This is a genomic window from Curtobacterium sp. AG1037, from assembly GCF_003349855.1.
Lineage (GTDB): Bacteria > Actinomycetota > Actinomycetes > Actinomycetales > Microbacteriaceae > Curtobacterium > Curtobacterium citreum.
Genome location: NZ_QQAO01000007.1, coordinates 25110 through 39009 on the forward strand (window position 1 = coordinate 25110; position 13900 = coordinate 39009).

15 protein-coding genes are annotated in these 13900 nt (G+C 74.5%); all 15 read left to right on the plus strand.

Annotated elements, in window-relative coordinates; all coding sequences use genetic code 11:
• Positions 1 to 5 precede the first annotated feature (5 nt).
• Complete coding sequence (folP, locus tag DEU32_RS11300; RefSeq protein ID WP_258554851.1) at positions 6 to 1007, plus strand: dihydropteroate synthase; 1002 nt, start codon at positions 6 to 8, stop codon at positions 1005 to 1007.
• Positions 1004 to 1393, plus strand: a complete 390-nt coding sequence (gene folB / locus DEU32_RS11305) for a dihydroneopterin aldolase (protein WP_114850631.1) — start codon at positions 1004 to 1006, stop codon at positions 1391 to 1393. The genes folP and folB overlap by 4 nt, the downstream gene beginning before the upstream one ends.
• Entirely contained in the window at positions 1390 to 1974 is a 585-nt protein-coding gene (folK, locus tag DEU32_RS11310) for a 2-amino-4-hydroxy-6-hydroxymethyldihydropteridine diphosphokinase (protein WP_114850632.1), read from the plus strand. Before folB ends, folK begins: the two co-directional genes overlap by 4 nt.
• Positions 1971 to 2459, plus strand: coding sequence for a DUF3180 domain-containing protein (locus DEU32_RS11315; RefSeq protein ID WP_114850633.1), 489 nt, complete (start codon positions 1971 to 1973; stop codon positions 2457 to 2459). The genes folK and DEU32_RS11315 overlap by 4 nt, the downstream gene beginning before the upstream one ends.
• 22 nt (positions 2460 to 2481) lie before the next feature.
• Positions 2482 to 3003 carry a PH domain-containing protein gene (locus DEU32_RS11320; protein WP_058742270.1) on the plus strand — a complete coding sequence of 174 codons (522 nt, stop codon included), beginning with the start codon at positions 2482 to 2484 and terminating at the stop codon, positions 3001 to 3003.
• 8 nt (positions 3004 to 3011) lie between these two features.
• Positions 3012 to 4742 carry a PH domain-containing protein gene (locus DEU32_RS11325; protein WP_114850634.1) on the plus strand — a complete coding sequence of 577 codons (1731 nt, stop codon included), beginning with the start codon at positions 3012 to 3014 and terminating at the stop codon, positions 4740 to 4742.
• On the plus strand, positions 4739 to 5431 hold the full coding sequence (locus tag DEU32_RS11330; protein WP_258554852.1) for a Rossmann-like and DUF2520 domain-containing protein: 693 nt from the start codon (positions 4739 to 4741) through the stop codon (positions 5429 to 5431). The genes DEU32_RS11325 and DEU32_RS11330 overlap by 4 nt, the downstream gene beginning before the upstream one ends.
• A gap of 196 nt (positions 5432 to 5627) precedes the next feature.
• Positions 5628 to 6821, plus strand: a complete 1194-nt coding sequence (locus DEU32_RS11335) for a choice-of-anchor G family protein (protein WP_114850635.1) — start codon at positions 5628 to 5630, stop codon at positions 6819 to 6821.
• A complete protein-coding gene (locus tag DEU32_RS11340) occupies positions 6821 to 7006 on the plus strand; it encodes a hypothetical protein (RefSeq protein ID WP_058742264.1) in 186 nt (61 codons plus the stop codon). Before DEU32_RS11335 ends, DEU32_RS11340 begins: the two co-directional genes overlap by 1 nt.
• Before the next feature lie 288 nt (positions 7007 to 7294).
• Positions 7295 to 8653, plus strand: coding sequence for a glycosyltransferase family 2 protein (locus DEU32_RS11345; RefSeq protein WP_114850749.1), 1359 nt, complete (start codon positions 7295 to 7297; stop codon positions 8651 to 8653).
• Between the two features lies 1 nt (position 8654).
• Positions 8655 to 9371: an exosortase S gene (xrtS, locus tag DEU32_RS11350; RefSeq protein ID WP_114850636.1), complete on the plus strand. Its 717-nt coding sequence runs from the start codon at positions 8655 to 8657 to the stop codon at positions 9369 to 9371.
• Positions 9371 to 10219: a septum formation family protein gene (locus tag DEU32_RS11355; RefSeq protein WP_114850637.1), complete on the plus strand. Its 849-nt coding sequence runs from the start codon at positions 9371 to 9373 to the stop codon at positions 10217 to 10219. The genes xrtS and DEU32_RS11355 overlap by 1 nt, the downstream gene beginning before the upstream one ends.
• Complete coding sequence (locus tag DEU32_RS11360; RefSeq protein WP_114850638.1) at positions 10212 to 11969, plus strand: hypothetical protein; 1758 nt, start codon at positions 10212 to 10214, stop codon at positions 11967 to 11969. Before DEU32_RS11355 ends, DEU32_RS11360 begins: the two co-directional genes overlap by 8 nt.
• Positions 11966 to 13093: a non-hydrolyzing UDP-N-acetylglucosamine 2-epimerase gene (wecB, locus tag DEU32_RS11365; RefSeq protein WP_258554854.1), complete on the plus strand. Its 1128-nt coding sequence runs from the start codon at positions 11966 to 11968 to the stop codon at positions 13091 to 13093. The genes DEU32_RS11360 and wecB overlap by 4 nt, the downstream gene beginning before the upstream one ends.
• Positions 13090 to 13764 carry a class F sortase gene (locus DEU32_RS11370; protein ID WP_114850639.1) on the plus strand — a complete coding sequence of 225 codons (675 nt, stop codon included), beginning with the start codon at positions 13090 to 13092 and terminating at the stop codon, positions 13762 to 13764. Before wecB ends, DEU32_RS11370 begins: the two co-directional genes overlap by 4 nt.
• The last annotated feature ends 136 nt before the right edge of the window (positions 13765 to 13900 follow it).

Sequence of the window (13900 nt, forward strand, 5' to 3'; positions counted from 1 at the left end):
CCGGCATGACCGACCTGCCGACGAGACGCGCGCGCCGACTCGCCGAGGCGAGCTCGGCGCGCGACGTCGAGCTCGCCGCCCGCGCCGCCGCCGCCGAGCCCCCGACGGTCGCGATCGACCTCCGGGCGCCGGCACCGGTGCCCGAGATCGTCACAGCGTCGACCCGCGCCGACCGGACCGCGACCGGACGGACGGTCGCCGACGGCACGCGCGTGATGGGCATCCTCAACGTCACGCCCGACTCGTTCAGCGACGGCGGGCTGCACCAGGCGTACGACGCCGCCGTGGCCCACGCCCGGCAGCTCGTCGCGGACGGTGCCGACCTGGTCGACGTCGGCGGGGAGTCGACCCGACCGGGCGCCGAGCGGGTCCCCGTGGACGTCGAGCAGCAGCGCGTGCTGCCCGTCGTCCGCCAGCTCGTGTCCGAGGGCATCGCGGTGAGCGTCGACACGATGAACGCCGCGACCGCCGAGCGCGCGGTCGAGGCCGGCGCCGTGATCGTCAACGACGTCTCGGGTGGGCTCGCCGACGAGGACATGGTGCGGGTCGTCCGGGACACCGGCGTCGGCTTCGTCGTGATGCACTGGCGCGGGCACAGCGACCGCATGTACCGCAACGCCGAGTACGCGCACGCCGTCGACGAAGTCCGCCGCGAGGTGGAGCTGCGCGTCGCCGAGCTCATCGTGCTCGGCGTCCGGCAGGAGCAGGTCGTGATCGACCCGGGTCTCGGCTTCGCCAAGCAGGGCGCCCAGAACTGGGAGATCCTGGCCGGCTACGAACGCTTCGCCTCGATCGGGTTGCCGGTGCTCGTCGCCGCCTCCCGCAAGCGGTTCCTGGACGGGGTCGGCAGCGCTGCCGGGGCGCCGCCGCGGGACCGTGACCTCGCCACCGCCGCGATCAGCCTGCTCGCCGCCGAACGCGGCGCGTGGGGGGTCCGCGTGCACGACCCGGCACCGACGCGTGCCGTGCTCGACGTCTGGGATGCCTGGAGGGCAGCACGTACATGAGGGACACCATCCGACTGACCGGGGTCCGTGCCCGGGGCCACCACGGCGTCTTCGACCACGAGCGCCAGGACGGCCAGGACTTCGTCGTCGACGTCGCGGTCGAGGTCGACGCGAGCACGGCCTCCGGCAGCGACGACCTTGCCGACACCGTGCACTACGGCGTGCTCGCCGAGCAGGTCGTCGCCGAGATCGAACGCGACCCGGTGGACCTCATCGAGACGGTCGCCGAGCGCATCGCCGCCGCGGTCCTGACGCACCGCGCGGCCCTTGCGACCGAGGTCACCGTGCACAAGCCGCAGGCGCCGATCACGGTGCCGTTCACCGACGTGTCGATCACGATCCGGCGGACCCGCGGCGGTGCCGTGCCGCACGAGGAAGAAGAGTGAGCCGGGCGGTCATCGCCCTCGGCGCGAACCTCGGCGACCGCGGGAGCACCCTGCGGGCAGCGGCCCGGGCCATCGCCGACCTGCCCGGCGTCCGCCCGGTGGCGTCGAGCCGCGAGGTCGAGTCGGTCGCGCTGACCCTGGACGGCCTCGACACGACGAAGCCGCGGTACCGGAACGGCGTCGTCGTGGTCGACACGGACCTCGGCCCGCAGGAGCTCCTCGACGCGCTGCACGGGATCGAGGACGAGCACGGCCGGACCCGCGAGGTCCGCTGGGGCGACCGGACGCTCGACCTCGACGTCGTTGCCATCGACGACCTCGTGCTCGACACGACCACCCTGACGGTGCCGCACCCGCGCGCCGGGGAACGGGCGTTCGTGCTCGCGCCGTGGCTCGACGCCGACCCGGACGCCGTGCTGCCGGGTGCCGGGCCGGTGGCCGACCTGCTCGCGGCCGTCGGGGACGACACCGAGCGCGTCGACGAGCCGCGCCTGTTCGACGAGCCCACCCGCGCCTCCCGTCCGACCCGCGCCTCCCGTCCGGTCTCGTCGGATCCGGCTGCACCGGAGCCGACCGCGTGAAGCCGACCCGCGCCTCCACCCTCGTCAGCGTCGCGCTCGTGGCGGCCGTCGCCGGGTTCGCGCTCGACGCGGTCCTGGCCTCGCGCCAGGCGCCCACGCTGTTCCTGTCCACCCCGCTCGGCGCGACCCTCACCCTGATCGGCGTCGCCGTCGTGCTGATGGCCCGCCCCGTGCGGCGGCACGCGCGCGACGGGGCGTCCCGGCAGCGGGCCGTCGACCCGCTCTACGCGACGCGCGTCGTGGTCCTCGCGAAGGCGTCGAGCATCGCGGGCGCGCTGTTCGGCGGCTTCGGCGCGGGGCTCCTGGTGTACGTCCTGACCCGTTCCGCGCTGCCGCCGCTAGGCTCGGTCCTGCCGAACGCCGTGGCGGTCGGGGGCGGTGCCGTGCTCGTGGTGTGCGCGATCGTCGCCGAGCGCATGTGCATCGCGCCACCCCCGGGTGACGACGACGACGACCTCCCCAGAGGCGGCACGACGGCGAACTGACCGACGACCGCAGGAGGCCGTGATGCCGCTGGAACGACTCGACGAGCCGGGCCTCGGCCTGACCGGGACCACGTGGACGCGGGTGTCGCCGAAGCTCGTCTGGACCGAGCTCGTCAGCACGGTGCTCGTCGGGCTCGTGCTCACCGCCGGCTGCGTGCTGTTCGCGGTGCTGAACGACGGCTTCGGCCAGACCGCCGGCACCGTGTGGAGCCTCATCGCGATCGTCGTGGCCGTGGTCGCCCTCGTGACGGCGGTCCTCACGCCCCGTCGGGTCCGTGCGATCGGGTACGCCCTGCGCGACGACGACCTGGTGCTCCGACGCGGCCTGATGTGGCAGCGCTTCACCGCGGTACCGTACGGCCGGATGCAGCTCGTCGACGTGAACCGCGGCCCGCTCGACCGCGTGCTCGGCCTGAGCGAGCTGAAGTTCGTGACGGCGGCCGCCTCGACGAACGTCCGCATCCCGGGCATCCCCGCTGCCGACGCCGACGCGCTGCGCGACCGGCTCGTCGAGCTCGCCGAGACCCGTCGCGCCGGGCTGTAGGGGGCACCGTGACCTTCCGACCCGGACCACCGCCACCGGCACCGCCCACGAAGGGCGACGCCGCCGCCGCAGCGCCCCTGACCGACGGCGAGTGGCACCGCCTGCACCCGCTGACACCGCTCCTCAAGGGCGGCATCGTGCTCATCGTCGTGCTCGGGTACGTGCTGAACAACCTCCGCGACCAGCTGCTCGAGTTCGTCATCCCCGGCGCAGGTCCCCAGGACGACGGCGACCCGGTCCGCTACGTGTGGGAGCACGGCGCCGTCGGGTGGGTGCTGCTCGGGATCGTGGTGCTGCTGATCGTGCTGATCGGGCTCTTCTACCTGTCGTGGCGGATGCACGAGTTCCGTGTCACGGGCGAGATCGTCGAGGTGCGGTCGGGCGTCCTGTTCCGCACGAACCGCCGGGCCCGGCTCGACCGGATCCAGGGCATCAACATCTCGCGGCCGATCATCCCGCGGATCGTCGGCACGGCGAAGCTCGAGATCGCCCAGGCCGGCAACGACGCGAACGTGCAGCTCGCGTACCTCGGGGCCCGGGCCGCGGACGACCTGCGCTCCCGCATCCTCGTGCTCGCCTCCGGCGCGAAGGACGACGACCCTGCGGTGGAGCGCACGTCGTACGGCCCGCTGCAGGACCGCGTCGAGGAGCTGTTCTCGCCCGAGCTCGACCCGGGCGCCGTGCACGCAACCCGCGTCGTGAAGGTGCACCCCGGTCGGCTGATCGCCTCGATGCTGCTGTCCGGCACGACGGTGTTCATCCTGCTGGCGGTCGCCGCGATGATCGTCAGCGTCGCGCTCACCGGCGAGTACGGGATCCTGTTCGGCCTGTTCCCCGCCGTCATCGGTGCGGGCGGGTACTACGTCCGGAAGTTCTCCCGGTCGCTGCAGTACACGATCGCGGACACCCGAGACGGCATCCGGATCGGCTTCGGGCTCGTCTCCACGTCGAACGAGACGCTCCCGCCGGGACGCATCCACGCCGTCAGCGTGGCGCAGCCCCTGCTGTGGCGGCCGTTCGGGTGGTGGGACGTGCGCATCAACCGGGCGACGAACGCCGGGAACGGTGCGTCGAACAACCAGCAGGCATCGTCGATCGTGCTGCCGGTGGGCCGGGCCGAGGACGTCCGTCAGGTCCTCGACATCATCCTGCCCGGGCTCGTCGGCACGGCAGTGGCCGGACCGTCGGCGTCCCGCGCGGCACTCCGCGAGGGCGCGTCCGAGGCCGTGGACGTCGTCGACGAGAGCCTCACGACGACCGGCGACCGCGGCGGCTTCGTGCACTCGCCCCGACGGGGCGCGTGGCTCCGCCCGCTGTCCTTCCGCCGCAACGGCTACCGGTTCGTGCCGGGCGCGGTGCTGCTCCGGCTCGGTGCGGTGTGGCGGTCGCTCGTGATCGTGCCGCTGCCCCGCGTGCAGAGCGTCAAGGTCGAGCAGGGGCCCCTCGAGCGCTGGCTGCGGCTCGCCTCGGCACACGTGCACACCGTGCACGGGCCGGTCTCGGCGCGCGTCGGCGCGCTCGACGCGCGCGACGCGCAGCGCCTGTGGTCGGAGACCGCGCACCGCGCGGTCGAGGCGGCCGCGGCGGACACCTCACACCGCTGGCGCGAACGGGAGACACGGCGCGGCCCCGCCACGTCGGGCACCAGCGCGACCACCCCGTCCGGCGACGCGTTCCCGGGGAGCCGCACCGCGCCTCCCGGCTGGGGCGACGTCCCGACACCGGGAGCCGCACGGTGAGGGCGGGGCGACTCGGGGTCGGCGTCGTCGGTGCGGGGAAGGTGGGACCGGTCCTCGGCGCAGCGCTCGCGAACGCGGAGCACGCGGTGGTCGGGGTGACGGCCGTGTCGGACGCGGGACGCGACCGGGCCGAGGCGATGCTCCCGGGTGCCCCGGTCCTGGCGACCGCGGACCTGGTCGAGCGGAGCGAGCTCGTCCTGCTCGCGGTGCCCGACGACCAGCTGGCGGAGCTCGTGCGGGGGCTCGCCGACGCGGGGATCTGGCAGCCCGGGCAGCTCGTCGTGCACACCAGCCCGGACCACGGCGTCGGTGTGCTCGCACCGGCGCTCGCGGCCGGCGCGATCCCCCTCGCGATCCACCCGGCGATGGCGTTCACGGGCACGAGCGTCGACCTGACGCGCCTCCGCGACGCGTACTGCGCCGTCACCGCGCCGGCGCCCGTGCTCCCGATCGCGCAGGCCCTGGTCGTCGAGATGGGGGCGGAGCCCTTCGTCGTCGCGGAGCAGGACCGACCCGCGTACGCCGACGCCGTGCGTGCGGCGGTGTCGTTCTCGACCGCGATCGTCGACCAGTCCGCCGGCACGCTGTCCGGGATCGGCGTCGAGCGGCCGGGCCGGGTACTCGGTGCGTTGGTGCGGTCCGCGGTCGACAACGCGCTCGCGGCGGCCGACGGACAGGCCGCGCTGTAGCGGACCCGACCGTCGACCCCCGAAGAGGGGCACGGACCGGGGGTCGTGCTCTCCCTGTGCATCCTGCTAGCGTCGAGACCGGCTCACCTCCGTCTCACCAGCGGAAGCGGGTCGGGACCCGTCCTCACCAGGCGGATCCGCACGGCTCGCTCTCACCAGGCGGGTCCTCACCCAGAGATCAGATGGAGTTTCCCCCATGACGCGGCACACCCTTGCCGCGACCTCCGCAGGGGTCGCCTCGGCGACCGCTCTCGGAGTCGCGCTCACCCTCCTCATCCCCACCGCGGCGCAGGCAGCGCCCGTGGTCTCCCAGGCGAACGGCCGGCTCGTGTCGACCACGCTGCTCACCACCGGCACCCTCGACTCGATCGCGTCGCTCCGCGGTGCATCGGCCGTCAACGCGGACGGTTCGGCGGACGTCGTCGCGAACACCCCGCTCGACGCCACGGCCCTGCAGTCCGTGGGGCTGCAGAGCGGTGGCGTGAACCTGTTCGGCAACAACGGCATCATCCAGCTCGGCGCGGTCGGGCAGTACGCGGTGGCGAACGCGGACGGGTCGTCGTCGGCGTTCTCCGGCGCGGTGAGCCAGGCGCCCAGCCTGCTCGGTGCCGGTGTGACGGTCACGCCGTCCACGCTCGGCGCTCCGGCGGCGAACAGCAACGCGCAGATCCGGGTCGGCTCGGCCACGGCGCCGGTCAGCCTCGACGCCCGCATCGGCGCGCTGGCCGCGTCGGCCACGCAGGACGTCAGCGGCAACCAGAGCGGGCAGTACAACCTGTCGACGCTGGACCTGACGGTCGGCGGGACGGTGCTCTCGCCGACGCTCGCGTCCCTGCGGACCGCCCTCGCGCCGCTGTTCGTCCTGGGCGGGACGAACCCGATCAACGCGGACGGCACGGTGCAGGTCACGCTGGCCGACATCCTCGCCGCGGCGGGGGTGAGCGACCTCAACCAGCTGCCGGCCGGGACCAACCTGCTGCAGTACGTGCCGGCCGCGGTCGTCGCCAAGGTGACGAGCACCGTCAACGCACTCCCCGGCATCGGGAACCTGTCGTTGGTCCCCGGCCTCCTCGCCACGCTCACGAACACCGTGCAGCCGGCACTCGGCACCGCGATCGACGCCCTGGCGCAGCTCAACGTCAACGTCAAGACGAACGGCGCCGACGGTGCCTTCACCGAGACGGCACTCCGCGTCGGCTTGCTGAACGCCGGAGCGCTCACCACGGTCGACATCGCCTCGGCGACCGTCGGTCCGAACGCCGGTCGCGCCGCCGTCCCGATCGTGAACCCCGCCTCGGCCGGGATTGCGGGCGGTGTCGGTCTGCTCGTCGCCGCGGCGTTCGCCCTCACGGTGGTCCGTCGTCGTCAGGCCCTCGCGGTCGCACGCTGATGTACACCGGCAGCGGCAGCGGGATCGTCGGCCCCGCGGTGCTGACCGGCGGCGCGGTCGTCGCCGGGTCGCAGACCACCTTCGGCCCGTTCCTCCTGCTGGCGGTGGGCATCGCGATCGTGGCCTTCATCGGCATCCGGACGCTCTACCGACGACGCCAGCAGCGTTCGGGCCCGCTCGGGTAGCGCGCCGGCCCGCTCGGGTAGCGCACCGGATCCACCGCCGCACCGCTCGGGGTGCGGCACCGTGTCGGGACGGTGTCGCACCCCACGGGGAACCGTCGCACGATCGCGTGCCCTGCGGTCCCCGCCGGTGGTCGCCCTCCCTCGGGCGACCACCGGCCTCCCGCCGACGGGCTCAGGTCCCGTCCGGCACCTGCGGTCGACCCCTCACCACGGTCGGCCCCTCCCGTGGCACCGCGTCGACAGCACGACGCGGTGCCACGGGCCTCGAACCCCCTGGAGCCGTCCACCGTGACCGCAACCGAGTCCGCGCAGATCCTCGCCTTCGTCCTGCTCGTGGTCTTCCTGGCCTACGTCCTCGCCATCCTCGTGCCGTTCCTCCGGCGCCGTCCCGACCGCGAGGGCGACGCCGACGCGTTCACGTGGCACGCGTTCGTGCCCTGCCGCGACGAAGAGGTCGTGATCGGCGCGACCATCGAACGGATGCGCTCCCGGTTCCCGGCGATGCACGTCTGGGTCATCGACGACGACAGCGACGACCGGTCCGCGACGATCATCGCCGAGCGGGCGGCGGTCGACCCGCACGTGCACCTCGTGCAGCGCCGCCGTCCGGCCGCGCGCACCGGCAAGGGCGACGCGCTCAACGCCGCGTACGCCCAGCTCGACGCGTGGCTGCCGGCCGGGACGGACCGTTCCGCGGTCGTCGTCGTGGTCGTCGACGCGGACGGGATCCTCGCCGAGAACGCCCTCCGGCAGGCCGCCGGCCGCCACGCGTTCGGCAACCCCGCGACCGGCGCCTGCCAGGCCGCGGTGTGGATGTCGAACCGCGACGACCGCGACCCCGCCGGCGCGGCCCCCGGTCGGCTCGGCCGCTGGTGGTCCCGGTACCTGATCCGGATGCAGGACATCGAGTTCCGCACGACCATCGCCGCCATGCAGTGCCTGCGCGGCCGGACGCTCTCCGTCGGGCTCGGCGGCAACGGGCAGTTCACCCGGCTCAGCGCCCTCGACGCCATCGCCCAGGGGGAGCGGACGCCGTGGCACGGATCGCTGCTCGAGGACTACGAGCTCGGCGTGCACGTGATGCTCGCCGGGTTCCGGAACGTGTACCTGCACGACACCCACGTCGAGCAGGAGGCGCTCCCCGGCACCCGGCGCCTGCTCACGCAGCGCACGCGCTGGTGCCAGGGCGGCATGCAGTGCGCGCGGTACCTCCTGCGGATCTTCACCTCGCCGCACGTCACCAACGCCGGGGCGCTCGAGGCGAGCTACTTCCTGGTCCAGCCGTACCTGCAGATGGCCGGCGTCCTGCTCTGGCCGACCGTGTTCGTCGCGATGGTCGCGCAGGGATCGGTCTCCGAGGGCTCGTTCTGGGCCTGGTTCGCCGAGGCCTGGTGGCTCCTGCCGCTCGTCGTCATCACCGGCATCGCGCCGTTCGCGCTGTGGCCGCTCATCTACCGCCGGCACATCCGGGAGCGGACGGGGCTCGGCACCACGCTCGGGTGGGCGCTCGGCTACTGGATCTACATGTACCAGAGCTACGTCTGCGTGCCGCGGGCCTTCACCCGCATCCTGACCTCCCGCAACGGCTGGGCGAAGACCCGTCGCAACGCGGAGACCGACCACCTGTTCGTCGCCAAGGAGGCCTGACGTGTCGCACGCCGTCACCGCCCCCGTCGTCCCGTCCGCCGGCCCCCGCCGCGCCGTCGGACTGCTGCTCCTCGCGCTCGCCGCGGCGCTCCTCGTCGTCCAGCCGACCTTCCGCACGGTCGAGGCCGAGGTCACGGCCTGGGTGATCGGACAGTTCACGGACGGACGGTCGAACGCGGCCGTCGACGTCATCTACTTCGGCATCGGCACGCAGGACGTGCACGGCATCCAGATCACGCCGATGTGCTCGACCGTGGTGCTGCTCGTGCCGCTGCTGGCGCTGGGCGGCGTGCTCATGCTGCTCGGATCGGTGCCGTTCCGTCGAGCGGCCCTCGCGCTCGTCGGGGCGCTGGCGATCGCCGTGGCCTGCAACGTCATCCGGTACGTCGGGTCGTCGGTGGCGCTGCAGCGCTGGGGCACGGCGGGCTTCGACGTCGTGCACGAGTACGTCGGGTCGCTGTTCGTGATCTTCGGGTTCGCCGGGGCGGTGCTGCTGCAGGTCGTCGTGTCGGTCCGGGGTCGGCGCCGGGGGACCGCGCCGGACCGGACGCGCGGTCCCGGGGCCCGTCGTGCCGACGGTGGGCCCCGTCGCGCGGGCACGGAACACGCGGCAGGCACGAGCGCTGGCGTGGGGGCTGGCGTGGGCGCTGGCGCTGGCGCTGGCGTGGGCGCTGGCGCCGGCATCGGGGTGCGTCGCGCCGGGCGGCGGCGGGCCTGATGCGCCGGGTGCTCGGAGTGTCGGCGTCCCGCACGCTCGGACGCGTCGTCGGGGCGGCCGCCGCCGTCCTGGTCGTCGGCGCCACCGCCGGGTGCGGGGTGCTCGACCGTCAGCCGCCGGCGGCCTCGACCCCGGCGCCGGTCGGCACGTGCTTCGACCTCCGCTACCTCGCCGAGGTCACGGCGGTCAGCCTGGGTGCCCCCGCGGTCGACTGCGACGACGAGCACACGCTGCAGGTGTCCGCGACCACCGAGCTGACCGGGTCCCCGGCCGACCAGCGGGAGCGTCCGACGCAGCAGGTCCTGCAGCGGCTGACGAGCCGGCTGTGCGGGTACGAGCAGGCGCGGGCGTTCGTCGGGGCCGCGGAACGCGACGGGGTCGTCCCGCTCGCCACCTGGGCGTACTGGCCGACCGCTGCCGAGTGGGCGGACGGCGACCGCGCGGTCACATGCGCCGTCGGGCTCGTCGGCACCGGTGGCGGACCGCGCACCGTGACCCGCTCGCTCGAGGGCGTGCTCCCCACCCGCTCGTCCGCCGACGTCCGCCAGTGCTACCGGCAGCAGGCGCGTCCGGACGGCACGTGGGAGCCGACCGGGACTGCCGTGCCCTGCTCGGCACCGCACAGCAGCCAGGACGTGAACGCCTGGCTCGACGTCACGACCGGCGACCCGACGCAGCAGGACGTCGAGCGGATGTGCTCCCCCTTCGTCGGGGACTACCCGACCACGTTCGTCACCGGCGTGGCAGTGCAGCAGACCAACGGGACCCACTCACTGCACTGCGCCGTCGGAGGAGACAGTCGTGCCGGACTCACCACGGGAGCGTTCCTCCCGACCAGCCGTGGTTGACACGGCCCCCGCCCCGGTCGCCACCCCGTCGGCGCCGGCGACCCGCGGTTCCCGGCGGGCCGCGAGCGCCTGGCTGCTGCTCGTCTGGCGGTGGATCGCCCCGGGTGGGCCGGCCGAGGACCCGCGGGGCCGCTGGGCCACGGCCGTCGTCGCGGGGTGCCTCGCCGTCGCGGTGCTGCTCCTGCACCTGTTCGTCCCGACCGTCGTCGGGATGGGGGACCAGGGGGACGGCCAGCGGCTGATGTGCGCGTTCGGGGTCGCGAACACCGCCCCGTACGACTACGCCGCGAGCACGCAGTACGTCTTCACGCAGTGGGTACCGCACCGCTGGGCGGGCGAGGCGTGCGGTGCAGGCGGGTCCGGCGAACCCTACGTGTCGTCCCAGATGCTGCTCGTGTGGCCGGCCGTCGTGCTGACGCCGCTGTTCGGCTGGGGCGCCGGCATCGACACCCGCGCCGTCGGCATCGTCTGCGTGCTCGTGTTCGGGGTGCTCGTCGCGCTGTTCGTGGCGTTCCTGCCCGGACGTGCGCTCTTCCGGCTGATCGCCGCGGCCCTCGTCGTCGCGGTCGTCGGCGACGGCGTCTTCGCGCGGTTCTTCGTGTCCCCGTACTCCGAGGCGGCCTGCTTCCTCGGGGTCCTGGCCATGGTCGTCTGCCTGCTGGCGATGTGGCGGCGGGGGGACCCGACGTGGCTGGCGACGCTGCTCTTCTCGCTCGCGACGGTGTTCACGATCACCGCGAAGACCCAGATGGTCGCCCTCCTGCCCGCCGCGGCCCTCGCGCTGCTCTGGCGCCCGCTGCGGGCGCGCCGGGGGCGTGGCGACCCGGACGCGCGGGCACGCCGCCGGCGGGGCGGCCCGGACTCGCGCGCCGGGCGCCAGCGTCCCCGTGGCCGCGTCGTGTCCCGTCTCCTCGGGGCCTCGCTGGTGGTCGTCCTCGCCGGGGTCGCCGTCGGCTACGCGGCGATCCAGCCGCGGCACTTCACGCTGCTCAACACCTACAACGCGGTCTTCGTCGAGATGCTCCCGCACAGCCCGGACCCCGAGGGCGACCTCCGCTGGTTCGGCCTGCCCGCCGACTGGGCGTCGAGCAGCGGCACGACGGTGGCGTCGGAGAACGCGGCCGTCCACCGGCCGGACTTCCCGCGGTTCACCGAGGAGGTCTCCCAGGGCCGGATCGCCCTGTTCTACGCGACGCACCCGGCGCGGCTGGTCGGGATGGCCGACCGCGGGCTCGAGGCGATGACGCAGCCGGTGCTCGGTTACGTCGGTGCGTACCCGCCGGACGTCGGCGCCGAGCCGTGGCAGCAGGAGCACCGCTTCCCCGTCGTCGTGGCCGTGTCGGCGCTCCTCGGGACCGCGCCGTCCGCGATCGTCCTGCTGCAGATCGTCGCCCTCGCGCTCGGCCTCGGCCTCGCGTTCCGGCGGCGGCAGCTCGGCGACCGTGCCGCGGCCTTCGGGGCGACGGTCGTCGTCACCGCGGTCGCGACCTGGACGCAGTTCTGGGCCGTGATGCTCTCCGAGGGGGCGTCGGAGATCTACAAGCACCTGCTGGTCACCGACCTGCTGAACATGCTCCTGCTCGTCAGCATCCCGCTGTCCGCCGCGCTCCTCGCCCGGCGGATCGCCACCCCGCGCAGCGGTTCCGCACGCGGCGCACGGCGTCGGACCGGCCCGGTCCGGCGTACCACCCACCAGGAGCCCCGGCACGTCTCGTCGCTCCGACCGACCGGACCGGGAGGTCACCGGTGAACCCGCACGTCATGGTCGTCTTCGGGACGCGTCCGGAGGCCATCAAGGTCGCACCCGTCGTGCGACGACTCCGCGCCGACCACTCGATCGACACGACGGTCGTCGACACCGGCCAGCACGCCGGACTCCTCGAGCCCGTGTACGCGACCTTCGGCTTCGACCCGGACGAGCGGCTCGACGTCGCGGTGCCCGGGCAGGACCTCACCGCCCTCGCCACCCGGACGATGACGGCGGTCGGCGGGGTCATCGCCCGACGTCGCCCGGACCTGGTGCTCGTGCACGGGGACACCTCGGCCGCCGCCGTGACGGCGCTCGCCGCCCACTACGCGCACGTCGAGGTCGCGCACCTCGAGGCCGGGCTGCGGTCGGCGGACCTGTGGTCGCCCTGGCCGGAGGAGGCGAACCGCCGGGTCATCGGGCAGCTCGCCTCGGTCCACTTCGCCCCGACGCAGCGTGCCGCCGACCGCCTGCTCGCCGAGGGCGCCGACGCCGCGGCCGTGCACGTGACGGGCAACACCGTGATCGACGCGCTCCTGCACACCCTCGACGCGGCACCCCCGGCGCTCCCGGCGCCCGTGCAGGCCGCGCTCGACGCCGGACGCCGTCTGGTGCTCGTCACGGGTCACCGCCGTGAGTCGTGGGAGACCGGACTCGCCGACACGGCCGCGGGCATCGCCGACACCGTCCGCGACCGCGACGACGTGTTCGTCTGGGCGCCGCTGCACCCGAACCCGATCGTCCGCGCGGCGATCGAGCCCGCGTTCGCCGGCCTCGACCACGTCCTCGTCGACGCACCCCTCGACTACCCGACGTTCTGCCGGGCGATGCAGGCCGCGCACTGCATCGTGACGGACTCCGGCGGCGTGCAGGAGGAGGCACCAACGCTCGGCACCCCCGTCCTCGTGACGCGGGACACCACCGAGCGGCCCGAGGCACTGGAGGCCGGCGCCTCGCGGCTGATCGGCACCGACCGCGCGGTCGTCCGGGCCGAACTGGCCGCGCTCCTCGACGACGACGACCGGTACCGGGCGATGGGCCGCGCGGTGAACCCCTACGGCGACGGACGCGCCGCGGAACGGGTGCACGAGGTGGTGCGCGCCGTGCTCGGGGACCGCGCCGCATGACCCGGCCCGGCGGCCCGGGCGGACCGGGACGTGGTCGGCGGCTCGCGACGACGGCTGCACTCCTGGTCGCCGGCGTGCTCGTCGTGGTCGGCGTCGTCGGGATCGTCCAACAGGGGGAGCGTCCGCCGGCGACCCCGTCGCTCCCCGACCTCCGGGGCAACCGTGTCGACGCCGCCCCCGGGCTCGCACCGTCCCCGGCCGCCGTGCGCCGGATGGCCGTCCGGGCCGCTGGCGGCGACGCGTTCCGGGTGCCGTCCGTGGGGCTCGACGTCCCACTGCGGTCCCTCGTCACGGTCGACCACGAGGTCCAGCCGCCGACCTTCACGGACGCGTTCTGGATCCGGGACCTCGGCACCGGCGTCCGGACCCCGGAGCGCGGCACGGTCTTCGTCGCGATGCACTCCCTGCGCGGCGGCGGAGTCGGCCCGGGCAACGCGCTGTACGACACGGCGTCGGGGACGTCCCGGGTGGGGGTCGGCGACGCCGTCGAGGTCGCGGGCGCCCGCTACGTCGTGACGGGGACCAGGACGGTGCCGAAGCCGTCGATCAGCGGCGACGCCACGGTGTGGGCGGACGTCCCGGGGCGGCTCGTGGTCATCACCTGCCTGGAACGACCGGACGGTGGCCCGTCGCGCGACAACTTCGTGGTCGAGGCGCGCCTGGCCCCCTGACGCCGACGAGCGCCCCCACCCCGCCGTGCCCCAGCCCGCCGTGCCCCACCCCGCCGTGCCCCAGCCCGCCGTGCCCCAGCCCGCCGTGCCCCACCCCGTCGCGCCCCGCCCGCGCGCGGGCCACGCACCGGCGCCC